Below are 22,182 nucleotides of genomic sequence, written 5' to 3'. Positions count from 1 at the left end.
CTCTCCCCCCCCTCCCCCCTCCCTCCTCTTCCTCTTTTTTCTCCCCCCCCCCCCCTCCCCCTCTCTCCCCCCCCTCCTTTTCTTCTGCCTCTTCCTCTCTGTATCCGACCCCCCCCCCCGCTCCCGGCTTCCCTTTGCTTCTTTCCTCTCCCCCTTCCTCCTCGTTCTCCTCTCTTTTTTCCGTGGCTAAGTCGGGCGACATCCGGTTCCCGTTGTTCGTCAAGGCCGTTGCCGGTGGCGGGGGCCGGGGGATACGCCGCGTTACCGACCTGGCCGCGCTGCCCGAAGCGATCGAGGCGGCCAGCCGGGAGTCCGAATCGGCCTTCGGCGACCCGCCCATCTATCTCGAGCAGGCGGTGATCAAGCCCCGCCACATCGAGGTGCAGATCCTGGCGGACAACGCCGGCAACGTGATCCACCTGTACGAGCGGGATTGCAGCGTGCAGCGGCGCCACCAAAAGGTTGTCGAATTAGATTCTGCGCCAAACCTTTCCGCCGAACTGCGGGACAAGATCTGCGCCGACGCCTTTGCCCGGCACATCGGCTACAGCTTCGCGGGCACGGTGGAGTTCCTGCTGGACGAGAGCGGCGAGTACGTCTTCATCGAGATGAGGATCCGGCCAACGGATTCCGGCCCGACACCGGCCGGATCAGCATCTACCGCAGCCCCGGCGGGGCGGGCACCCGGCTGGACGGTAGCACCAACCTGGGTGCCGAGATCGGCGCGCACTTCGATTCCATGCTGGTCAAGTTGACCTGCCGCGGCCGCGACTTCCGTTCGGCGGTGGTCCGGGCCCGGCGCGCGGTGGCGGAATTCCGAATCCGCGGAGTGTCGACGAATATCCCGTTTGGGTACACCCCTTACCCGGAGTCGGTCACGACGGCGTTCGTCGAGGAGGCGACCGCCACCGGCATCGACATCTTCCTCATCTTCGATGCGCTGAACAACCTGGACTCGATGCGGCCGGCGATCGATGCAGTACGCGAAACCGGTTCGGCGATAGTCGAAGTCGCGATGTGCTACACCGGTGACCTGAGCGATCCGGGCGAACAGCTCTACACGCTGGACTACTACCTCAACCTGGCCGAGAGGATCGTGGACGCCGGCGCGCACGTGCTGGCCATCAAGGACATGGCCGGGCTGTTGCGGCCGCAGGCCGCGCACCGGCTGGTCAGCGCGCTGCGCAGCCGCTTCGATCTGCCCATCCACGTCCACACCCACGACACCCCGGGCGGCCAGTTGGCCAGCTACCTGGCCGCGTGGCAAGCCGGCGTGGACGCGGTCGACGGTGCCGCCGCGCCGATGGCCGGCACCACCAGCCAGCCCCCGCCCTGAGCTCGATCGTCGCGGCCGCCACAAACACCGAACACGACACCGGGCTGTCGCTGCCGGCGATGTGCGCGCTGGAGCCCTACTGGGAGGCGGTGCGAAAGGTCTACGCCCCGTTCGAATCCGGTCCGCCTGGACCCACGGTACGGGTGTACCGGCACGAGATCCCGGGCGGGCAGCTGTCGAACCTGCGCCAGCAGGCGATCGCGCTGGGGCTGGGCGACCGCTTCGAAGAGGTCGAGGAGGCTTATGCCGGCGCCGACCGGGTGCTGGGCCGGCTGATCAAGGTGACCACGTCGTCGAAGGTGGTCGGCGATCTGGCCCTGGCACTGGTCGGCGCGGGGGCCAGTGCCGACGAATTCGCTTCCGACTTTGTGCGATTCGACATCCCGGAATCGGTGCTAGGATTCCTGCGTGGCGAGCTGGGCGACCCGGTCGGGGGCTGGCCGGAGCCGCTGCGCAGTGCAGCACTGGCAGGGCCGTGGACCGGCCAAGCCGGTCGGGCAACTCACCACCTTGAGCCGGTTGCTATTCCCCGGCCCGACAAAGGAATTCGAGGAACATCGGGAAATCTTCGGGGACACCTCGCACCTGTCGGCCAACCAGTTCTTCTACGGCCTGCAGCAGGGTGAAGAGCATCGGGTCAAGCTGGAGCGCGGGGTCGATCTGTTGATCGGGCTCGAAGCGATCTCCGAGCCCGACGAGAGCGGTATGCGCACGGTGATGTGCATCATCAACGGACAACTGCCCCCGGTGCTGGTGCGCGACCGCGGCATCGCCAGCACGATCCCGACCGTGGAGAAGGCCGACCGCGGCAAACCCCGATCATGTCACCGCGCCGTTCGACGGGGTGGTCAGCGTCTCGGTGGCCGAGGGCGATCGGGTCAGCGCCGGCCAGACTATCGCCACGATCGAGGCGATGAAGATGGAGGCCCCGATCACCGCGCCGAAGGACGGCACCGTGGCGCGGGTCGCGGTGTTTGAGCACCGAACAGGTGGAGGGCGAAGATCTGCTGGTGGTGCTCGGCTGACACGCGGGCGCACGTGACTAGGATCATCGGCGGGGTGGCCGGCGGGCGGCGCATCACGGTGCCGCCGCGGGGAACCCGGCCGACCACCGACCGGGTCCGCGAGTCGCTTTTCAACATCGTCACCACCCGGCGGGACCTGACCGGTCTGGCGGTGCTCGACCTGTACGCCGGTTCGGGTGCGCTGGGGCTGGAGGCGCTCTCCCGGGGCGCGGTGTCGGCGCTGTTCGTCGAGTCGGCCCCGCGCACCGCGGCCGCGATCGCCCGCAACATCGAGGCCCTGGCCCTACCCGGTGCGATGCTGCGCCGCGGCGTGGTGGCGGCCGTGCTGGCCGATGGCACCGGGTCCCCGGTGGATCTGGTGCTGGCCGATCCACCGTACGACGTCGACGGCGCCGAGGTCCAGGCCGTCGTGGCCGCACTGGGCGACCACGGCTGGGTGCGGTCCGGTTCGTTGGCGGTCATCGAGCGGGCCGCCGCCGGCGCCGTGCTGACCTGGCCGGACGGCTGGACACCGTGGCCGCCACGCATGTATGGCGACACCCGTTTGGAGCTGGCCGAATTTGGCTGAAGCGGCCTGCTACCTTGATCGCTTATGAGCGGCGCCGTCTGTCCGGGCTCGTTTGACCCGGTGACCTTGGGGCACATCGACGTCTTCGAACGCGCCGCGGCGCAATTCGACGAGGTGATCGTCGCGATCCTGACCAATCCCGCGAAAAAGGGCATGTTCGATATCGACGAGCGAATCGCGATGGTCGAGGAGTCGACCACCCATCTGCCCAACCTGCGCGTCGAGGTCGGCCAGGGTCTGGTCATCGACTTCGTCACGTTCCACGGCATGACCGCGATCGTCAAGGGCCTGCGCACCGGCACCGATTTCGAATGCGAGCTGCAGATGGCGCAAATGAACAAGCACATCGCGAACGTGGACACGTTTTTCGTGGCGACCTCGCCGCAGTATTCGTTCGTGTCCTCGTCGCTGGCCAAGGAGGTCGCGATGCTGGGCGGCGACGTGACGGCGCTGTTGCCGGAAACGGTAAACCGCCGCCTGCGGGAGCGGCGTTCGGGTGAGCAGTGACCGCGCGCAGGTCACGGTGCTGGCGGCGGACTGACGCGTGTGTCCGGCCGAGTGGGAGTTCGACATCGTCGTCTACGGCGTGATGGGCTACTCCGACAGGCTGACGAGCCGAATACCTGGCCCGGGCGGCGGGCCTGGCGCGCATCGCCCTGGCCGGCCGCTCCCCGGGAGCGGTTGCGGGCGGTGCGCGAATCCCTCGGCGCCGCGGCGAGCACAGGCCACTGATCGTCGCCGACGCCGCGGACCCAGCCGGGGTGCAGGCGATGGAGGCCCGCACCCGCGTGGTGCTGACGACGGTGGGCTCCTACACCACGCACGGTCTGCCGGCGGTTGAGGCGTGTGCCAGGGCCGGGACGGACTACGCCGACCTGACCGGCGAGGTGATATTCGTGCGCACCGCCATCGATCGGTACCACAAGCAGGCAGCCTACACCGGGGCTCGGATCGTCGTCTCGTACGGATTCGCTTCCATCCCTTCGGATCTCAACGTCTATCAGCTTTACCGCAGAATCTCTGGCGACGGGGCGGGCGAGTTGTGCTACACCACCCTGGTGTTCCGGTCCTTCTTCCAGGGCGGGGGATCGGGGGTACCGTCGCCTTGGAATTCGAGTCGATGCGCACCGCGTCCGGCGACCCCGCGGCGCGCCGTCTGATGGCCGACCCGTACACGTTGACCACCGACCGGGCGGTCGAGCCGGACCTGGGCACGCAACCGACTTCCGGTGGCGGTCGGGCAGCAGGATCGCGCCGGAACTGGCCGGCTTCTGGGTGGGCGGCCTGGTGTGGTCGCGCACAACACCCGAATCATCCGTCGCAGCAACGCATTACAGAATTGGTCCCATGGCTAATTCAGATTGGGCGCCAACCACTTTCATCGCTTGCCCCGGCGGTGGTTGCAGCGGCTGGCCAGGCCCGGCACCGGCCCCGGCGAAGCGCTGCGCCGGCGCGGCCGCTACACGGCCGAAACCTACACCACCACCACGACATCCGGGGCCCCTGGGGATCTTCTGCCAGCAGCTGGACGCCTACAGTGGCATCGGCGTTCTGCTCGCCCAGTGCGGCCCTGGCGTTGGCCTTCGATCGCGGCCGCCTGGCCGACGTGCGGCGTGCTCACCCCGGCCGCGGCTATGGGGGAGGCGTTGCTGTCGAGGCTGCCGTCCGGGGTGACGATGAACACGGTGCGGTTGAGCCGTTAGTGACTCGCCTACCGCGGCAACCGATTCGCGAGTTATGCGGCGAAGTGCCGGGTCTGCTCGAGTTGGTAGGGTTGGACGTTGGTCGGCGGGATGGGCACCCCGAGATAGCGGTCCCGGAGCCGTCCCGACCGTAGGTAGCTAATCATCGACAGCCCGGAGGCGAACTGCCCGCCGAGGTATTCGAAGTGGATGCCGCCCATATACCGACCGCCGCGCTGTTCGGCGAGCTTGCGCGCGGCCCGGAAATTGCCGCGCCAGTAGCGCCGGCGCAGACACAGAAGGTGCCGAACGGGGCGCCGGCCAGCGCCAGTCGACCTCGGCGGACTTCAGGAAGGTTCGCATCGGCATGTTCATGGTGAACCACCAGGTCGACGAGACGATGCAGATAAGCGGGTGCCGGAGAGGCCGTCGGGGTGTTGAGAGGAAGTCCTGCTGGATTTGCGGCGTTGCCGCCGGAAGTGAACTCGGCCAGGATGTACGCGGGTCCCGGGTCGGCGCCGTTGCTGGCCGCCGCGGCGGCCTGGCGTGCGTTAGCCGACGAGATGCACTCGGCGGAAACCGATTATGAATCGGCGCTGCGAGATCTGAGCAGCAGCATGGCTTGGCACGGGCCGTCGTCGGCGTCGATGTGGACCGCCGCCGCGCCGTTCGTGACCTGGTTGCACACGACCGCGGGGCAGGCTGAGCAGACCGGGGTGCAGGGCAACGCGGCCGCGATGGCATTCGAGGCGGCGTACGCGGCGACGGTGCCACCGACGGTCGTCGTGGCCAATCGCACTCTGTTGGCAAATCTGGGTGAGTACCAATATTTCGGACAGAACACCCCGGCAATCGCGGCCGGCCACCGACGCGGAGTATGCCGAGATGTGGGCGCAGGATGCCGCGGCGATGACCGGTTACGCCACCGCGTCGAGATCCGCGTCGCGGATGTCGCCGTTCAGCATGCCGTGCACCAACACCACTCCCGACGGGCCGGCCGGACAAACCGAGGCGGTCAGTCAAGCGGCGAACGCGGCCGCGGGCAATCCGCAGTCAACATTGTCGGCGAGCCCTGGTTCGGCTGCCGGAATAACCGAAATGCCGCTGCGTCGGCGGCCACGCCGGGATCAAGCGGTGGTTTTCTGACGAGGTTTTGGATGGGTCGAACAACACCGCGCTGGACAGCTTCCTGAATAGCAACTTCTTCAGCAACTCAGTGTTGAACGGCGCGCTTGCCGGTGGCCCGTTCAATCCGCAGACGATCATTTCCACCGCCGAGGGCTTTACGTTCTTCAGACGACGGCGACTACGCTGGGCGGTCTGGACGACTTCGCCGCCAGGGCCGAGACCGCCACCGCCAGTTTGTTTTCCAGCACAGTGGGTTTGACCGGAGCATCGGCGGGAGTGGGTAATGCGCACCTGGTTGGGTCGATGTCGGTGCCCCAGAGTCGGGCGCCGGCGGCCAACGTCACCCCCAATCAAACAGCGGCCCCGGTCAGCGGCTCAGCGATATCGGTTCCTCGGCCGCGCCGGCAGCGGACGGGCCCGGAGGTGTGGCGGGCCCGTTGGGCGGGACCGGCCGCGGGCTTCGCCGAGCCATCCCACGGTACGGGGTTCGACCCGTCGTCCCATGCCACATCCGCCGGCCGCGGGCTGAGCGAGTTCAGGAGAAGATGTCATGCTGAATTTTCGACGCTACCGCCGGAAGTCATTTCGGCCAAGATGTACGCCGGTGCCGGCTCCGGACCATTGCTGGCCGCCGCCGCGGCGTGGAATGCGATATCTGCCGAATTACGTTCGGCCACTGCCAACTATGAGTCGGTGATCAGGTCATTGGTCAGCCAGAGCTGGCTGGGGCCGTCGGCGGCTAGGATGGTGGCAGCGGTCCATCCGTACCTCGCGTGGCTGCAGACCACCGCCATGCAGGCCGAGTAGGCCGGCACTTCGGCCAGCGCCGCCGCGGCAGCCTATGAGGCGGCGTTTGCCGCGACGGTTCCGCCGCCGGTCATCACGGCTGACCGTAGTACTGCTGGCGAACCTGTTGGCGAGTAATCTCTTTGGGCAATACACTGGAGCAATCGCGGTCGCCGACGTGGAGTACGCCGAGATGTGGGCTCAAGATACCGCCACGATGACCAGCTACCTGATCGCTTCGCGCGCGGCGAGCGACTTGGCGCCCTTCACACAGCCCGACCACGAGACCGCCCCGGACGGCGCGGCCCAGCAAGAGGCCGGCACCTCGCTTGGTCTGTCCCCCCGGTTCGGATCACTCGACCACTGGGCTGGCCGGCATCATGAACCTGTTCAGCAATTCCAATGAGAACCTGCTGGGTGCCTTATCTCAACAACAACAGTGTTGGCGGGTTGTCGAACGCATTTACCACCAATGGAATTCTGAACCCGACGACAATCATCGATCCGGCGGCCACCGTCGCCGCGAACGGCGCCATTATTAGCGCGACTACGTCGGGACTGGAGGATCTGGCCGCGGGTCTCGGGAGGGTCGGGTTGGGGTCGTCGGTCACAAGTCTGCCCGGCGCGGCAACTGCCGCAGGGCTGGGACAGGCGAGTGTGGTGGGGGCCTTGTCCGTTCCGCCGGCGTGGGCCGGTATGGGAGCGACGGTCATCACCATCGCGGCAACGACTCAGATCGGCGCCGGGGCGTACCACGGCTTCGGCGCCGCCACCCCGATGGTGATGGAAGAGGCCGGGGCCGTAGGAATGCCCGGCGTACCGCTGGCCGGAATTGCCGATTCACACCAGGACGAGTTCGCCGACCCGATTTACGGGTTCCGCCCCCGCGTCATCGGACGCCCACCCGCCGCAGGATAACCGCACATTAATCGTCACCGCTGCCCGACGCCGTCACCGCCAGGGTCTGCGCCTGGCCGCACCGGCACACGCCGATTCCGCTGATGACGCCGACCAGGCCTTCCTTAGTGCGCTCACGGACGCGGGCATCAGCTATCACGACTCGGAGCACGCGATCAAAGCCGGTCAAAAAGTCTGCGACTTGGCCAATTCCGGGACGTCTTAGCTCGACATCATCCGCGACATCCGCGATCTCAACCCGTCCTTCACCATGACTAGCGCCGCCAGGTTCGCCAAAGTGGCCGCCGGTGCGTACTGCCCGGAACGCCTGTCCGACGACAGCGATACCAACAGCCGGTAGTCAGGCGGCCAGGGGTTCTGACCACGGACGCCGGTGCCCGTGACTCCGAGCAATCGAATGCGAGCGGTCCGGACCCGTGCTAACGTCACGCACGACGATAATAGAAATCATTTTCAATGAGCCAATGGAGGGATGCGATGGTAGGTCAACGTGATCGGCGCCGGCTGGTGGCCCGGCCGGTAGGAATGGCAGCTGTGAATACGGTCGCGGTGCTGCTCGGCGCGATCGCGTGCTGCGGTGGCAATTCGCCGCAATCGGGACCCACCAGCACGGGTGGCACGGGCACCGGAGCCAAGCTGTCGGTCGTGGCCACCATCAACGCGTGGGGCAGCATCGCCGAGCAGCTCGGCGGCGATCGGGTGCAGGAGACCAGCATCATCATCAACCCCAACACCGACCCGCACAGCTACGAGCCATCGGCCGCCGACGCCCGAACGGTCTCCGATGCGACGGTGGTCATCGAAAACGGCATCGGCTACGACGCCTAGGCCGACAAAATGCTTGCGTCCGAATCGGATTCGAAGAACACCGTGGTCAACGTCGGTGCCACTGTCGGCGTCCCGGCCGGCGGAAACCGCACCAGTGGTATTCACTCGACTCGGTGGCCAAGGTGGCCGGGGCGATCACCGCCGCGTACAGGAAGGCAGACCCGAACGAGGCGTCCTATTTCGATCAGCAGAACGCGCAGTTCCTCAATCAAGCCCTGGTCACCTACCACGGCCTGATCGCCACCATCAAAGCCAAATACGCCGGGACACCGGTTGGCGCCAGTGAATCGATCTTCTCCCCGTTCTCGGATACGTTGGGGCTCAACTTGATTACCTCACCGGAATTCCTAAAGGCGATCAGTGAGGGCACCGATCCCTCGCTCGCGGACAAGGCCGCCATCGACCAGCAGATCGCCACCAAGGGGGTCCAGGTGTACGTGTTCAACATCCAAAACGCCACACCGGATGTGCAGGCCCAGGTCGACGCGGCCAAGAAGCAGAACATCCCCCGTCACCACGGTGACCGAGACGTTGTCGTGCGCGCGTCGGACCCCCTGACCGGCGCGGCAAACATGCTGTCGCATCCGTTCATCGAGCACGCGCTGGTGGCCGGGACGGCGATGGCGGCGGTGTGCGGGCTGGTCGGTTACTTCACTAGTGTTGCGCGGCCAGGTCTTCGCCGGGGATGCATAGGGCCACGTCGCCTACTCGGGGGCCACGGCGGCCCTGGTGGCCGAGCTCGACCCTCGGGTGGGGTTGTTCGCGTCGACGATCATCGCGGCCGTCGTGCTGGCCGCAGTCAGCCGGCTTGGCGCCGACGACGTCGCGATCGGGACGTTTTCTCCTGGATCCTCGGGTTGGGTGCGCTGTTCTTGACCTACTACACGAGTCACGGCAGCGGCAATAACGGCACCGCGAACGTAAATGTCTTGTTCGGCAGCATCTTCGGTATCAATGACCGCGCGCGGACCTTCGCGCTGATCGGCGCGGCGGCGCTGGCCGCGGTGCTGGTCGCGATCGCTCGCCCACTCTTGTTCGTCACCAATCGACCCGGGCATCGCCCGGGTCGATGGTGTGCCGATCCGGCTGGTGAGCATGATCTTTCTGATCGTCGTCGGGATCACCGTCGCCGAAGCCACCCAGATCGTCGGCACCTTGGTCGTGCTCGGGCTGCTCGCCGCCCCGGCCGCCGCGGCGACACGGCTGACCAGCCATCCCTGGTGGGGATTCTGGCTGTCCGCGGTTCTGGCCGCCGCCGCGATCTGGGTGTCGGTGTCACCGTCGCCCACGCCCTTCCGGCGGTGCTGGCCACCTTAACCAATCATGAGCACCGCCGACGGTCTACCTGATCGCCGCCGTGATCGGTGGCGAGACCGCCGCACGTCCCGCACACGGGTGGCCTTTCAAGACACGCTATCTGAGGAGCACAACGATGCCGTCTCCGCGGCCGCTACATTGTTCGCGCATGACCGTCCAGCAACGCGCCGTACTCGACCTGCTGCAGCGCGGCGACCGCTTCCGTAGCGCCCAACAGCTTCATTTCGAGCTCCGTCAGCACGACGGAGTCCGGATCGGCCTGGTGACCGTGTACCGGATCTTGCACGCGTTCGCCGGTCTAGGCATCGCCGAAACCCAGCGCTCCGAAGAGGGGGAGATGCTCTACCGGCTGCGCACCACGCCCGAGCATCGCCACTACTTGCTGTGCCGCCAGTGCGGGCTTGCGATCGCGTTCACCGTCGACGACGTCGAATGTCTGACAAGCGAACTCGCCCAGCACCACCGCTTCATCGAAGTCGCCCATCAGATCGACTTGTACGGAACCTGCCCACACTGCGTGGAAAGCTGACGGCGAAATCGGATTCGATCGCGTTGCGGCTCAGTGATAATGGTGCTCGCCGGGATCCGGATCGGGGGAGCCGCTTATCATCCGCAGCATCGGCACCCCGCCCGAGGTGACGAAGCGGACCACCGGCACGGCGACGAGCACCAGGAACACATGTTCAGCCAGGTGGTGTAGTTCCACGAGATGGCCGCCTCCAGCACGGTAGCGTTGCGCTGGCGGGGGATGAGATTGGTTGCGCCAAACAGTAATTCGACCAGATACCCGGCGACGGCTATGGCGAGATAAAAGGTGCCCAGGATCGTCACCATCATCCTGGTGCCGTAATACTTGCTGTAGGTGTTCGGGATCGGAAGGATGATCAGATCTGCGAAGATGAACGTGACGCCGCCGAAGCTGATGCCACCGTTCCACAACACCGCGGCCAGCGAGACGTTGCCGATCGAGCAGACGAAAGACACGATCGCCACAACCGGCTCCACGATCGGGCCCCACACCGCCGCCGCGCCCGTATGATTGGGCAAAAAGAAGCTATGCCAAAAGGATTAGGGCACCCACGCGGCGATGGCGCCCGCGATCAGCAAACCCAGAACTGAGGTCACGCAAGATCGCCAACTACTCCATGACGAACACGTGCGACACCGAGGTGAAGCCCTCGCCGGAGAACACCCGCTGCCAAAACGACCCGTCCCGCTTGATCGACATGTCCCTCGCGGCGTGGCCTTCCATCAAACCGGCGACGCCGCGTTCGGCTTGCGCGGGCGGCATCGACCAGGCGGGACCGCACGAACAACCGGAACAGCACCGCCAGCGCCACGATCATGATCGGGCCCCGACAAACTCCGCCCATGCTGTGCCCGAAAAACGCCACCGGACGGTCGGTGGGCGCGCTGGGCGCCATCATGGTGAAGATCTCGTCGGCGAATTCGGGGGTGCTGGTCAGCTGGGTGAGGCCGCGGTCGCCGCGTGCGGGGTATTGCACGGCGACCCGCTGGATGTCGGCCGAGAACGTCTTGGTGAACGGCACGTAAGTCGCCGAGCCGCCGGCGTGCGGGAAGATGTAGAGCGTTGCCAGGACCGACCGCGTACCGGTGCCGGTTGGGGTTGCGGGCCCGTCCAGGCTCAGCCTAACGTGGCGCCCGCGCCCGCCCGGCCAGGTTGGGCGCGAACGTTGCTGGTCGGAGCATCGAAGGTCGGCGTCTGAGCTGTCCACCCGCGCAGAAGTCCTGGAAGAATGTGATTTCGTGCGGTCAATGCCCGACACACCGGCGTTGCCACCGCCGTCACAGACGTAACACCAGGCACACTGGTAACAACGACAAGCCAGGAGGGTACGGCCGTGTATCGAGTCTTTGAAGCGCTGGATGAATTGGGCGCCATTGTCGAAGAAGCCCGCGGCGTGCCGATGACGGCCGGTTGCGTGGTGCCCCGCGGTGACGTGCTCGAACTGATAGACGACATCAAGGACGCGATCCCCGGCGAGCTCGACGACGCCCAGGACGTGCTCGATGCCCGGGATTCGATGCTGCACGACGCCAAGACCCACGCCGACTCGATGGTGACCTCGGCGACCACCGAGTCGGAGTCGATGCTCAACCACGCCCGCGCCGAGGCCGACCGGCTGCTGTCCGACGCCAAGGCCCAGGCTGACCGCATGGTCAGCGAGGCGCGCCAGCACAGCGAGCGGATGGTGGGCGAGGCACGCGAGGAGGCGATGCGGATCGCCACCGCGGCCAAGCGTGAGTACGAGGCCAGCGTCGGGCGCGCCCAGGCTGAGGCCGACCGGCTGATCGAGAACGGCAACATCTCCTACGAGAAGGCCGTCCAGGAGGGGATCAAGGAGCAGCAGCGTCTGGTCTCGCAGAACGAGGTGGTGCAGGCGGCCAACGCCGAGGCCACCCGGCTCATCGACATCGCGCACGCCGAGGCGGACCGGCTGCGCGGCGAGTGCGACATCTACGTCGACAACAAGCTTGCCGAGTTCGAGGAGTTCCTCAACGGCACGCTGCGGTCCGTGGGCCGCGGCCGTCACCAATTGCGGACGGCTGCCGGCACCCACGACTACGCGACTCGGTAGGCGACCTGATAGGCCGCACGCCCACCTGGGCGAACGGCGGAAGCGCCGCCCGCGGCATCCGGGACGCGCCGTAAGATTTTTCTATGGTGCGCGAAAAGAGAACTACTGCGCAGCGCCATCCGGCCTCACCGATGACGGTCGACGTCACGCGGCTCGGACGGCGCCCGGGAGCGATGGTTACCTTGCGTAACACCGTGCTCAGCCCGCTGCGCATCGGGTTGGACATGATCGCTATCGAGCAAGGCGCTCCGCTTGACATGGACCTGCGGGTCGAATCCGTGTCGGAAGGCGTGCTGGTCACCGGAACGGTATCCGGACCGACGGTCGGCGAATGCTCCCGGTGCCTGACCGCCGTCACCGGCCGCGTGCAGGTCGGGTTGACGGAGTTGTTCGCCTACCCGGAAAGCACCACCGAGGAGGACGAGGTCGGCCGCGTCGTCGACGACCGGGTCGACCTCGAGCAGGCCATCATCGACGCCGTCGGCCTCGACCTGCCCTTCGCGCCGGTCTGCCGGCCGGACTGTCCGGGGCTGTGCCCGCAATGCGGTATGCAGCTGGCCAGCGATCCCGACCACCACCATGACAACATCGATCCGCGATGGACCAAGCTGGTGGACATGTTCTCCGACGATTCCGCCGACCCCGAATCCACGGGGGGTGACCGGTGACCTCGCGGCAAATTCTGCTCGACGCGCTCGGGGTTGACCTGCCCGACGAACTGCTCTCGCTGGCGTTGACCCACCGCAGCTACGCCTACGAACACGGCGGACTACCGACCAACGAACGACTGGAGTTTCTCGGTGACGCCGTCCTGGGGCTTACCGTTACCGACGAGCTCTACCACCGGCATCCCGACCGGTCCGAGGGGGACCTGGCCAAGCTGCGGGCCAGCGTCGTCAACACCCAGGCGCTCGCCGACGTGGCGCGAAAGCTGTCCGACGAGGGGCTGGGCGTGCATCTGCTGCTGGGCCGCGGCGAGGCGAACACCGGCGGGGCGGACAAGTCGAGCATCCTGGCCGACGGCATAGAATCACTGTTGGGCGCGATCTACCTGCAGCACGGCATTGAAACGGCGCGCGAGGTGATCCTGCGGTTGTTCGGCGGGTTGCTGGACGCTGCGCCTACCCTGGGGGCGGGCCTGGATTGGAAGACCAGCCTGCAGGAACTGACCGCGGCACACGGTCTCGGTGCGCCGTCCTATGTGGTGACCTCGACCGGACCCGACCACGACAAGGAATTCACTGCTGTGGTGGTCGTGATGGAGACCGAGTACGGGACCGGCGTGGGCCGCTCGAAAAAGGAGGCCGAGCAGAAGGCGGCCGCGGCGACCTGGAAAACGCTGGAAGCGTTGGACCCCGCCGGGACGACCCCCGCCTAGCCGCCCGAACAGTAGATGCCCGAACTGCCCGAAGTCGAGGTGGTGCGCCGAGGCTTGCAGGCTCACATCGTCGGCAAGACCATCACCGCCGTCCGGGTGCACCATCCCCGCGCGGTACGCCGGCACGAGGCCGGACCCGCCGACCTCACCGCCCGGCTGCTCGACGCGCGGATCCGGGGAACCGATCGGCGCGGCAAATACCTGTGGCTGCTGCTAGCCGGCCCGGCCGCCCCGGAAACCGCGCTGGTCGTTCACCTCGGCATGAGCGGGCAGATGCTGCTGGGTACGGTGCCGCGCGCAGACCACGTGCGGATCTCGGCGCTGCTCGACGACGGCACGGTGCTCAGCTTCGCCGACCAGCGCACCTTCGGCGGCTGGCTGCTGGCTGATCTGGTGGAGGTGGACGGCAGCGTGCTGCCCCAGCGGGTCGCGCACCTTGCCCGCGACCCGCTGGACCCCCGCTTCGACGCCGATGCCGTGGTAAACGTGTTGCGGCGCAAGCATTCCGAGCTCAAACGCCAGCTGCTGGATCAGCAGGTGGTGTCGGGTATAGGCAACATCTACGCCGACGAGGCGCTGTGGCGGGCCGAGATCAACGGAGGCCGGGTGGCCGCCAGGCTGACCGGCCGTCAGCTGCGCGCCGTGCTCGCCGCCGCCGCCGAGGTGATGCGCGAGGCTCTGGGCCAGGGCGGAACCTCGTTCGACTCGCTGTATGTCAACGTCAACGGCGAGTCGGGCTATTTCGACCGGTCGCTGGATGCCTATGGGCGCGAAGGTGAAAGCTGCCGTCGCTGCGGCGCAGTGATACGCCGGGAGAAGTTCATGAACCGCTCGTCGTTCTATTGCCCGCGCTGTCAACCCCGGCCGCGAAACTGAGGGGCGCCTACGGACTCGCCCGGACTTCCGCTGAAAAACTGAGGACATCCTCACCCGCGTGAGGTTATCCTTACAGGATGATCAACCTCTGGCGCCGGGGCCAGTAAATGGGCCACTCCGTGCAAAACGCAGCCGATTTTCCGGGGGCTCCGGCCGTGCTGGCGCAGCTGGCCCCGGGCGAGAGGGCCACCATCGTGGGCGTGGCTTCGGCCGCATCGGCGGTGGTCGCAGGGCGGCTGCGGCAGTTGGGTTTTCGGCCGTACTCCGATGTCGAGGTCATCCGCCGGGCCCCGATGGGCGACCCCACGATCTACCGGGTGCAAGACACCGAGCTGGGCTTGCGCCGGCGCGAGGCGCGGCTGATCGAAGTGATCCCCGGGACCACCCCATGACGGCCTGCCATGACGACGGCAGCGGTGTTGTCGGCGTCGCGGGGATCGCGCGGGTCGCCCTGGTGGGCAGTCCCAACGCGGGTAAAACATCGGTTTTCAATTACCTGACCGGACTGCGGGCCAAGACCGGGAACTATCCGGGCGTCACGGTGGAACGCAGCGTCGGCACCACCAAGGTGGACGGCGTCGAGATCGCGATCGAGGATCTGCCCGGCACCTACAGCCTAAACCCGATCAGCCCCGACGAGCAGGTGGTGGTGGACCTGTTGGGCGGCGAAGTCTACGGCGACGGCCGGCCCGATGCGATCGTCATCGTCGCCGACACCACCACGCTGCACCGCTCGATCATCCTGGTGGCCCAGGTGCTGCGGCAGGACCTGCCGTGTCTGCTGGTGCTGACTATGACCGACGAGCTGACCGTGCGCGGTGGCGGCATCAATGTCGACGCCCTGTCCACCGCGCTCGGGGTCCCGGTGGTGGCCGTCATCGCCAACCGCGGGGTGGGCATCGACACGCTGCGCACGCGGTTGGCCGCGTTTGACCAGTGGCAGCGGCACCCGGTGCTGCCGCCGGCGGACGACGCCGCCATCGACGCGTGGGGCAGGTCGGTGCTGCGGGCGGCCGATTACGTTGCGCCCAAACCGGATCGGCGCACGGCGCGGATCGACGCGGTGGTGCTGCACCCGCTGTGGGGGACCATCATCTTCTTCGCGGTGATGCTCTGCTTTTTTCAGGTCGTCTTTACCGTCGCCGCGCCGCTGCAGGATCAAGTGGGCGATTGGCTCGGTCAGCTCGGCGGGCTGGTCAGCAACCACGTCGGCAATTACGTGGTGCGCGGGCTGCTCTGTCAGGGACTCATCGGCGGCGTCGGGACGGTGCTGCAGTTCATTCCGCAGATCGTGTTGCTGTTCCTGCTGATCGCGCTGCTGGAGAATGTCGGTTATATGGCGCGTGCCGCCTTCCTGATGGACCGCGTGATGGCCGCGACCGGGCTGGAGGGCCGGGCCTTCGTCGCGATGCTCTCGTCGTTTGCGTGTGCCATCCCGGGGATCATGGCCACCCGCACGCTGCCGTCGTCGCGCGACCGGATCGCCACCATCATCACCGCCCCGTTGATGACCTGCTCGGCGCGGCTGCCGGTGTTCACCCTGCTGGTCGGGCTGCTGGTGTCTCCGCGCACGCAGTGGGGCGGTTTCAGCGCGCAGGGTATCGCGATGTTCGCGTTGTACGTGTGTGGCGGCACATCGGCGTTGATCGCCGCGTTGGTGTTCAAGTCGACAATTCTGCGCAGCGATCTGCTACCGTTCACGATGGAGCTGCCGCCTTACCGTTTCCCGTCGCCGAAGACCGTCCTGATCACCATGTGGGACTCGGCGAAGATGTTCTTGCGCAAGGCCGGAACGATCATCCTGGCCACCTCCGTCGTGCTGTGGGTGTTGCTCAATCTACCGGCGCGCCAGTCGGAGACGGCCAACACGTCCACGACGGACGCGACGGCCTACGTGATGGAGCACAGCCTGGCCGCCGACATCGGACGAGCGGTCGGGCCGGTGTTCACGCCGCTCGGATTCGACTGGCACGTCAACGTTTCGCTGCTCGGTTCGTTCTCGGCGCGCGAGGTTTTCGTGTCGACCCTGGGTCAGGTGTCGGCGGCGGCCAACCCCGACGATCCGCACGAGGCCCTGGCCAACATGACCGACGCCCAGGGCCACAAGGTGTTCACCGCGCCCACCGTCATCGCGCTGATGGCGTATTTCATCTTTGCGCTGCAATGCATGTCGACCGTCGCGGTGATGCGCCGCGAAACCAACTCGTGGCGCTGGCCCGCGTTCGCGTGGTCCTACATGTTCGTGCTGGCGTGGACGATGGCGTTTCTCGCCCGATCGGTCGCGATCGGTCTGGGCGGATGATCCCGCTGCACGCCACCGCCACCGCGCACCCCCCCCAACTGCGCTGGGTGGTCGCCGCGGACCGGCTGCCGCCGCGCGGCACCGTGCGCACCGCCCCAGGCAAGCTGGGCGCCCTGCTGGACACCGGGATCCTCGACGGCATCGTGGTGGAGCCCAGCGGCATCCTGATCACGATCGGAGCCGGCCACACCTGGCGCGAGCTTGGCGACGACGTCCGCGCAGCGCTCAGCGCAGCGCTGGCGCAGCCCGACTCCTGGGCTGTCGACCAATCTTTCAGTGCGGCAAGCGCATTGGAGGCCGTGGCGGCCGAACTGCTAAACGGGCAGGTGGGCTCCCTGGCTGCCTCGCACTGTGGGTCGATCGAACTGGTCTCGGTGGCCGGTCACCGGGTGACGGTGCGACTGTCGGGCGTTTGCCACGGCTGTCCCGGCGCGTCGGCCACGCTGCGCAATTTGCTCGAGAGTGAATTGCGCCACCGGGTCGATCCCCGGATGGTGGTCGTCGCATCCGAAAGCGATTCGAGCGCATTGTCTTTCGTTAGGAGGCTGTTGTCGCTGCTCGTACGCTGAGCGCACACGCGACGGGTGGTCCCGCCGGCGCACGGTGTATCCGCTGCTGGAGGAGACACTCTAGCTCGACTTGTCCGGCCTGAGCGACCAGGACAAGGAGCGGCTGCTGGTGGTCGTCGATCGGGCGATCGACCTGGCCTGTTCAACGGCTTCGTGGAGCGCTGAGGTCGAACACCGAGTTCGTCGGCCGCCGACGCACGCGTCGCAGGAGTACCTGCCGAAGCCGGTGCACTCGCATTGCGAACACGACAGCGCATCCGAGAACGCAGCATGACCCGCTTTTCAGTGGCGGAAGGTGACCAGTGAGTCAGGGTGTCAGCGAACGGCGCATTTCGGGCGGCGCGACACCCCGTGCTAACGTCGGCGCGGGCAATTTGAGCGGTAGTCTAGGCTGGCTGTGTACCTCAAGAGTCTGACGCTCAAGGGCTTCAAGTCCTTTGCTTCGCCGACGACTCTGCGCTTCGAACCCGGCATCACCGCTGTCGTCGGCCCCAACGGTTCCGGCAAGTCCAACGTGGTCGACGCGCTGGCGTGGGTGATGGGCGAGCAGGGTGCCAAGACGCTGCGCGGCGGCAAGATGGAGGACGTCATCTTCGCCGGCACCTCCTCGCGGGCCCCGCTGGGCCGCGCCGAGGTGACCGTGACGATCGACAACTCCGACAACGCGCTGCCGATCGAGTACTCCGAGGTGTCGATCACCCGCCGGATGTTCCGTGACGGTGCGAGCGAATACGAGATTAACGGCGCCAGTTGCCGTTTGATGGATGTTCAGGAACTGCTCAGCGACTCCGGTATCGGCCGCGAGATGCATGTCATCGTAGGGCAGGGCAAGCTCGATGAAATCCTGCAGTCCCGCCCCGAGGATCGCCGCGCGTTCATCGAAGAGGCCGTCGGCGTGCTCAAGCACCGCAAGCGCAAGGAGAAGGCGCTCCGCAAGCTTGACGCGATGCAGGCCAACCTGGCCCGGCTCACCGACCTGATCACCGAGTTGCGCCGACAGCTCAAACCATTGGGCCGGCAAGCCGAAGTGGCCCGCCGCGCCCAGACCATCCAGGCGGACCTGCGCGACGCGCGGCTGCGGCTGGCCGCCGACGACCTGGTCAGCCGGCAGACCCAGCGCGACGCGATCCTCGAGGCCGAGGCGACGATGCGCCGCGAGTACGACGATGCCGCCGCCCGGCTGGCCGTGGCCTCCGAGGAGCTGGCCGCGCACGAGACCGCGCTGGCCGAACTCTCGGTGCGGGCAGAGTCGGTGCAGAACACCTGGTTCGGGCTGTCTGCGCTGGCCGAACGGGTGAGCGCCACCGTGCGCATCGCCAGCGAGCGTGCCCAGCACCTCGACGTCGAGCCGGTGGCCGCCGGCGACACCGACCCCGACACGCTGGACGCCGAGGCCGACCGGGTCGCGGTCGCCGAGCAGCAGCTGCTGGCGGAGCTGGCCGGGGCCCGGACCCGGCTCGAGACCGCACGCGCCGAGTTGGCCGAGCGCGAACGCGAGGTAGCCGAGGCCGACAAGGCGCATCTGGCCGCGGTGCGCGCCGAGGCGGACCGCCGCGAAGGCCTGGCCCGGCTGGCGGGTCAGGTCGAAACGATGCGGGCCCGGGTCGAGTCGATCGACGACAGCGTCGCGCGGCTGTCCGAGCGCATCGAACAGGGCGCCGCCCGTGCCCAGCAGACCCGGGCGGAATTCGAGACCGTGCAGGCCCGCGTCGGTGAGCTCGATCAGGGTGAGGTCGGCCTGGACGAACACCACGAGCGGACGATGGCGGCGCTGCGACTGGCCGACGAGCGAGTCGCCGAGCTGCAGGCCGCCGAGCGGGAAGCCGAGCGCCGGGTGGCATCACTGCGGGCCCGCATCGACGCGCTGTCGGTGGGACTCGAGCGCAAGGACGGCGCGGCGTGGCTCATTCAAAACCATACCGGCGCAGGTCTTTTCGGGCCGATCGCGAAGTTGGTGAAGGTGCGGTCGGGGTATGAGGCGGCGCTGGCGGCGGTGCTCGGGTCGGCGGCCGACGCACTGGCCGCCGAAAGTTTTGGCGCGGCCCGTTCGGCGGTCGCCGTGCTCAAGCAGGCCGACGGCGGCCGCGTGGCCCTCGTGCTGGGGGACTGGCCGGTCGATCAGCCCCCGTCGGCCGCCCCCCTGCCGGATGGTGCGCTGTGGGCGCTCGACCTGGTCGAGGCCCCGCACCGGCTGCTCGGCGCGATGGTCGCAATGCTGTCCGGCGTCGCGGTGATGCCCGATCTGGCGGCCGCGCTGGATCTGGTGTCGGACCGCCCGCAGCTGCGGGCGGTCACCCTCGACGGTGACCTGGTCGGTCGCGGCTGGGTCAGCGGCGGTTCGGACCGCAAGCCGTCGACGCTGGAGCTGACGTCGGAGATCGACAAGGCCGGCAGCGAGCTGGCCCTCGCCGAGACACAGGTGGCCCAGCTGAGCGCCGCGCTATCGGACGCACTGACCGAGCAGCGCGCCCGTCAGGACTCCGCCGAGCAGGCGCTGGCCGCGCTCAACGAATCCGACACCGCGATCTCGGCGATGTACGAGCAGCTGGGCCGGCTCGGGCAGGACGCCCGCACCGCCGAGGAAGAATGGAATCGGTTGCTGCGCCAGCGCGAGGAACTCGAGGCCACACGCGCCCAGACCGTCGCGGAGGTCGCCGAACTCGAGACGCGGCGCAACGCCCAGCAGAGTCTGGTCGCACCCGCCGAAGAGCCCGTCGATCGTGCGCGTATCGCCGCCGCGACCGAGGCCGCTCGCGGCGTCGAGGTGGAGGCCCGGCTCGCGGTACGCACCGCCGAGGAGCGGGCCAACGCCGTGCGCGGCCGGGCGGACTCGCTGCGCCGGGAGGCCGCCGCCGAGCGTGAGGCACAGGTGCGTGCCCAGCAGGCCCACGCCGCGCGGATGCGGGCCGCGGCCGTCGCCGATGCGGTCGCCGACGCGGGCCGGCTGCTGACGGCGCGGCTCGCCGGCGTCGTCGACGCGGTGTCACAGATCCGGGACGCGCTGGTGGCCGAACGCGAAGCCCGGTCGACGGCCATGACGGCGGTGTGCGACGAGGTGCACACGCTGGGCGCCCGGGCGGCCAAACTGACCGACTTGCTGCACCGCGACGAGGTGGCCAACGCCCAGGCGGCGCTGCGCATCGAGCAGCTCGAACAAATGGTGCTCGGACAGTTCGGGATGGCGTCGGCGGACCTGATCGCCGAGTACGGCCCGCAGATCGCGCTGCCGCCGTCCGAGCAGGAGATGGCTGAGTTCGAGCTGGCCCGCGAGCGCGGTGAACAGGTGACGGCGCCCGCCCCGGTGCCCTTCGACCGGCCCACCCAGGAGCGGCGGGCTAAGCGGGCCGAACGGGAGCTGGCCGAACTGGGCCGGGTCAACCCGCTGGCGCTGGAGGAGTTCGCCGCGCTGGAGGAGCGCTACAACTTCCTGTCCACCCAGCTCGAGGACGTCAAGTCGGCGCGCAAGGATCTGCTGGACGTCGTCGCCGAGGTCGACGCCCGCATTCTGCAGGTGTTCAGCGACGCGTTCGTCGATGTCGAACGCGAATTCGCCGAAGTCTTCACCGTGCTGTTCCCCGGCGGCGAGGGCCGGCTGCGGCTGACCAAACCGGACGACATGCTCACCACCGGTATCGAAGTCGAGGCGCGTCCGCCCGGCAAGAAGGTGACTCGGCTGTCGTTGTTGTCCGGCGGCGAGAAGGCGCTGACCGCGGTGGCCATGCTGGTGGCGATTTTTCGCGCCCGCCCGTCGCCGTTCTACATCATGGACGAGGTCGAGGCCGCGCTCGACGACACCAACCTGCGCCGGCTGATCTCGCTGTTCGAGTTGCTGCGGGCGCGCTCTCAGTTGCTCATCATCACCCACCAGAAGCCGACGATGGAGGTCGCCGACGCGCTGTACGGCGTGACCATGCAGGGCGACGGCATCACCGCCGTGATCTCCCAGCGGATGCGCGGGCAACAGGTGCAGCAGCTCGCCGCGACGTCTTCGTGACGCCGTGCCATCGATCGGGAGCGGCGCTCGCCGCACTGAGTCGCTGTCCGATCGCGGGCGTGGCCCTGAAACAATGTCAGCGTGTCACAAGGCCTTTGGATTGCGATCGCTGTTGCTGCCGCCCTGGTTCTCGTCGCCGCGCTGGTCCTGGGCCTGGTCCGGTACCGTCACCGGCGCATCAGCCTGACCCGGCCGGACCCGGCCACACTCGACCGGGGTGGGCGTTACACCACCTCGTCGGGCATCACCTTCAGTCAGGGCGCGCCGACGCTCGACACCAGCGGGTTGCCCACCGTCGGGGACGACGCGACCATCCCGCGCGACGCGCCGCGGCGCACCATCTCCGATGTCCACCTCCCGGAGCCCCAGACCGAGACGCAGGCCGAGACCAAGGCCGAGACGCGAGCTGACGCCGTGACGCCGGAAGCCCCGGTAGCCCCGGCTCCCGAGGTCCCGCCGGCCGCCCCGGCCGAGATCTCTGCCAAGATCGAGGAAATCGCGCCGACCGCGGGCCGGCTGGAACGGCTGCGCGGCAGACTAGCCCGGTCGCAGAACGCGATCGGGCGCAGCATGCTCGGCCTGATTGGCGGCGGCGACCTGGACGAAGACTCCTGGCAAGACGTCGAGGACACACTGCTGGTCGCCGACCTGGGCCCGGTCGTCACCGAAGCGGTGGTCTCCCAGCTGCGGTCCCGCCTGGCCAGCAGCAGCGTGCGCACAGAGGCCGACGCGCGGGCAGTGCTGCGCGACGTGCTGATCAGAGAACTGCATCCGGAGATGGTTCGCTCGATCCGCGCCCTGCCGCACGACGACCACCCGTCGGTGCTGGTGGTCGTCGTGCGGCAGGGCGCGGATCGAGCGAACCATCTCCGGAT

General features: G+C 67.7%; 22 protein-coding genes and 7 pseudogenes. 25 read left to right on the top strand and 4 right to left on the bottom strand.

Annotated features, from left to right (window positions below; genetic code table 11):
• Positions 1-182: 182 nt before the first annotated feature.
• The 7 genes and pseudogenes from FQ389_RS22775 (at position 183) to FQ389_RS22755 (ending at position 4,632) form a co-directional block, all read left to right on the top strand.
• Complete coding sequence (locus tag FQ389_RS22775) at positions 183-755, top strand: ATP-binding protein (RefSeq protein WP_407662910.1); 573 nt, start codon at positions 183-185, stop codon at positions 753-755.
• The gene (locus FQ389_RS22770; RefSeq protein ID WP_407662911.1) at positions 650-1,336 is read left to right on the top strand and encodes a hypothetical protein; all 687 of its coding nucleotides are present in this window, start codon (positions 650-652) and stop codon (positions 1,334-1,336) included. Before FQ389_RS22775 ends, FQ389_RS22770 begins: the two co-directional genes overlap by 106 nt.
• Positions 1,337-1,395: 59 nt before the next feature.
• Positions 1,396-1,945: pseudogene (locus FQ389_RS22765) on the top strand (pyruvate carboxylase); the annotation flags it as partial.
• Positions 1,946-2,180: 235 nt separating this feature from the next.
• A complete protein-coding gene (locus FQ389_RS22760; protein ID WP_407662909.1) occupies positions 2,181-2,378 on the top strand; it encodes a biotin/lipoyl-containing protein in 198 nt (65 codons plus the stop codon).
• Positions 2,375-2,929, top strand: a complete 555-nt coding sequence (gene rsmD / locus FQ389_RS15045; RefSeq protein WP_144209070.1) for a 16S rRNA (guanine(966)-N(2))-methyltransferase RsmD — start codon at positions 2,375-2,377, stop codon at positions 2,927-2,929. The genes FQ389_RS22760 and rsmD overlap by 4 nt, the downstream gene beginning before the upstream one ends.
• A gap of 24 nt (positions 2,930-2,953) precedes the next feature.
• Positions 2,954-3,436, top strand: a complete 483-nt coding sequence (gene coaD / locus FQ389_RS15040) for a pantetheine-phosphate adenylyltransferase (RefSeq protein ID WP_144209066.1) — start codon at positions 2,954-2,956, stop codon at positions 3,434-3,436.
• 82 nt (positions 3,437-3,518) lie between these two features.
• Positions 3,519-4,632, top strand: a pseudogene (locus FQ389_RS22755) (saccharopine dehydrogenase family protein).
• A 32-nt stretch (positions 4,633-4,664) separates the two neighbouring features.
• Here FQ389_RS22755 and FQ389_RS18235 read toward each other — a convergent pair.
• Entirely contained in the window at positions 4,665-4,832 is a 168-nt protein-coding gene (locus FQ389_RS18235; protein WP_186296456.1) for a hypothetical protein, read from the bottom strand.
• Between the two features lie 273 nt (positions 4,833-5,105).
• Between FQ389_RS18235 and FQ389_RS23150 the strand changes: the two are divergent.
• The 4 genes and pseudogenes from FQ389_RS23150 (at position 5,106) to FQ389_RS22740 (ending at position 7,443) form a co-directional block, all read left to right on the top strand.
• Positions 5,106-6,268: pseudogene (locus FQ389_RS23150) on the top strand (PPE family protein).
• A gap of 65 nt (positions 6,269-6,333) precedes the next feature.
• Positions 6,334-6,663: pseudogene (locus tag FQ389_RS23145) on the top strand (PPE domain-containing protein).
• The gene (locus tag FQ389_RS22745; RefSeq protein ID WP_407662908.1) at positions 6,593-6,931 is read left to right on the top strand and encodes a PPE domain-containing protein; all 339 of its coding nucleotides are present in this window, start codon (positions 6,593-6,595) and stop codon (positions 6,929-6,931) included. The pseudogene FQ389_RS23145 and the gene FQ389_RS22745 overlap by 71 nt, the downstream one beginning before the upstream one ends.
• A gap of 11 nt (positions 6,932-6,942) precedes the next feature.
• Complete coding sequence (locus FQ389_RS22740) at positions 6,943-7,443, top strand: PE/PPE C-terminal domain-containing protein (protein WP_407662907.1); 501 nt, start codon at positions 6,943-6,945, stop codon at positions 7,441-7,443.
• Positions 7,444-7,450: 7 nt separating this feature from the next.
• On the opposite strand, the gene FQ389_RS22735 is transcribed toward FQ389_RS22740, so the two are convergent.
• A complete protein-coding gene (locus tag FQ389_RS22735) occupies positions 7,451-7,594 on the bottom strand; it encodes a hypothetical protein (RefSeq protein ID WP_260860818.1) in 144 nt (47 codons plus the stop codon).
• Here FQ389_RS22735 and FQ389_RS22730 point away from each other — a divergent pair.
• The 4 genes from FQ389_RS22730 (at position 7,571) to FQ389_RS14995 (ending at position 10,117) form a co-directional block, all read left to right on the top strand.
• Positions 7,571-7,648: a hypothetical protein gene (locus FQ389_RS22730; protein ID WP_260860817.1), complete on the top strand. Its 78-nt coding sequence runs from the start codon at positions 7,571-7,573 to the stop codon at positions 7,646-7,648. The two genes, FQ389_RS22735 and FQ389_RS22730, sit on opposite strands and share 24 nt — an antisense overlap.
• Positions 7,649-7,977: 329 nt before the next feature.
• A complete protein-coding gene (locus FQ389_RS21695) occupies positions 7,978-8,271 on the top strand; it encodes a metal ABC transporter solute-binding protein, Zn/Mn family (RefSeq protein WP_327021942.1) in 294 nt (97 codons plus the stop codon).
• Positions 8,199-9,620: a metal ABC transporter solute-binding protein, Zn/Mn family gene (locus FQ389_RS23140; RefSeq protein WP_456085330.1), complete on the top strand. Its 1,422-nt coding sequence runs from the start codon at positions 8,199-8,201 to the stop codon at positions 9,618-9,620. The genes FQ389_RS21695 and FQ389_RS23140 overlap by 73 nt, the downstream gene beginning before the upstream one ends.
• 116 nt (positions 9,621-9,736) lie before the next feature.
• Entirely contained in the window at positions 9,737-10,117 is a 381-nt protein-coding gene (locus FQ389_RS14995) for a Fur family transcriptional regulator (RefSeq protein WP_260860815.1), read from the top strand.
• A 30-nt stretch (positions 10,118-10,147) separates the two neighbouring features.
• Here the strand turns inward: FQ389_RS14995 and FQ389_RS20575 are convergent.
• Together FQ389_RS20575 and FQ389_RS18215 are read right to left on the bottom strand one after the other, a co-directional pair.
• A pseudogene (locus FQ389_RS20575) lies at positions 10,148-10,957 on the bottom strand (permease); the annotation flags it as partial.
• A pseudogene (locus FQ389_RS18215) lies at positions 10,950-11,237 on the bottom strand (thioesterase II family protein); the annotation flags it as partial. The pseudogenes FQ389_RS20575 and FQ389_RS18215, both read right to left, overlap by 8 nt.
• Before the next feature lie 213 nt (positions 11,238-11,450).
• On the opposite strand from FQ389_RS18215, the gene sepIVA reads away from it, so the two are divergent.
• The 10 genes and pseudogenes from sepIVA to FQ389_RS14940 form a co-directional block, all read left to right on the top strand.
• On the top strand, positions 11,451-12,188 hold the full coding sequence (gene sepIVA, locus FQ389_RS14985) for a cell division protein SepIVA (protein WP_144209052.1): 738 nt from the start codon (positions 11,451-11,453) through the stop codon (positions 12,186-12,188).
• 83 nt (positions 12,189-12,271) lie between these two features.
• Positions 12,272-12,856 (top strand): YceD family protein, encoded by a 585-nt coding sequence (locus tag FQ389_RS14980; protein WP_186296455.1) that lies wholly within the window; start codon positions 12,272-12,274, stop codon positions 12,854-12,856.
• Positions 12,853-13,566 carry a ribonuclease III gene (gene rnc, locus FQ389_RS14975; protein WP_144209049.1) on the top strand — a complete coding sequence of 238 codons (714 nt, stop codon included), beginning with the start codon at positions 12,853-12,855 and terminating at the stop codon, positions 13,564-13,566. Before FQ389_RS14980 ends, rnc begins: the two co-directional genes overlap by 4 nt.
• Before the next feature lie 15 nt (positions 13,567-13,581).
• Positions 13,582-14,442, top strand: a complete 861-nt coding sequence (gene mutM / locus FQ389_RS14970) for a DNA-formamidopyrimidine glycosylase (protein WP_144209046.1) — start codon at positions 13,582-13,584, stop codon at positions 14,440-14,442.
• A gap of 155 nt (positions 14,443-14,597) precedes the next feature.
• A complete protein-coding gene (locus FQ389_RS14965) occupies positions 14,598-14,834 on the top strand; it encodes a FeoA family protein (RefSeq protein ID WP_144209043.1) in 237 nt (78 codons plus the stop codon).
• Complete coding sequence (gene feoB, locus FQ389_RS14960; RefSeq protein WP_144209041.1) at positions 14,831-16,744, top strand: ferrous iron transporter B; 1,914 nt, start codon at positions 14,831-14,833, stop codon at positions 16,742-16,744. Before FQ389_RS14965 ends, feoB begins: the two co-directional genes overlap by 4 nt.
• Positions 16,741-17,313 (top strand): NifU family protein, encoded by a 573-nt coding sequence (locus FQ389_RS14955; RefSeq protein WP_144209038.1) that lies wholly within the window; start codon positions 16,741-16,743, stop codon positions 17,311-17,313. The genes feoB and FQ389_RS14955 overlap by 4 nt, the downstream gene beginning before the upstream one ends.
• 37 nt (positions 17,314-17,350) lie before the next feature.
• Positions 17,351-17,587 (top strand): annotated as a pseudogene (locus FQ389_RS20570) (hypothetical protein); the annotation flags it as partial.
• Between the two features lie 123 nt (positions 17,588-17,710).
• Complete coding sequence (smc, locus tag FQ389_RS14945; protein WP_144209035.1) at positions 17,711-21,307, top strand: chromosome segregation protein SMC; 3,597 nt, start codon at positions 17,711-17,713, stop codon at positions 21,305-21,307.
• 81 nt (positions 21,308-21,388) lie between these two features.
• Positions 21,389-22,182: signal recognition particle receptor subunit alpha (locus tag FQ389_RS14940; RefSeq protein ID WP_186296454.1), on the top strand; the 794-nt coding region annotated here is incomplete at its 3' end.

This window comes from Mycobacterium tilburgii, from assembly GCF_902168065.1.
GTDB lineage: Bacteria > Actinomycetota > Actinomycetes > Mycobacteriales > Mycobacteriaceae > Mycobacterium > Mycobacterium tilburgii.
Note: the sequence above shows the minus strand (reverse complement) of the source record. Positions and strands in the feature narration are given on the sequence as shown.

Bases quoted from the DNA above. Each gene is read 5' to 3' on its own strand.
- coaD (WP_144209066.1), top strand. From the start codon at position 2,954: ATGAGCGGCGCCGTCTGTCCGGGCTCGTTTGACCCGGTGACCTTGGGG.
- FQ389_RS18235 (WP_186296456.1), bottom strand. From the start codon at position 4,832: ATGGGCGGCATCCACTTCGAATACCTCGGCGGGCAGTTCGCCTCCGGG.
- FQ389_RS14995 (WP_260860815.1), top strand. From the start codon at position 9,737: ATGACCGTCCAGCAACGCGCCGTACTCGACCTGCTGCAGCGCGGCGAC.
- FQ389_RS14980 (WP_186296455.1), top strand. From the start codon at position 12,272: ATGGTGCGCGAAAAGAGAACTACTGCGCAGCGCCATCCGGCCTCACCG.
- mutM (WP_144209046.1), top strand. From the start codon at position 13,582: ATGCCCGAACTGCCCGAAGTCGAGGTGGTGCGCCGAGGCTTGCAGGCT.
- feoB (WP_144209041.1), top strand. From the start codon at position 14,831: ATGACGGCCTGCCATGACGACGGCAGCGGTGTTGTCGGCGTCGCGGGG.
- FQ389_RS14955 (WP_144209038.1), top strand. From the start codon at position 16,741: ATGATCCCGCTGCACGCCACCGCCACCGCGCACCCCCCCCAACTGCGC.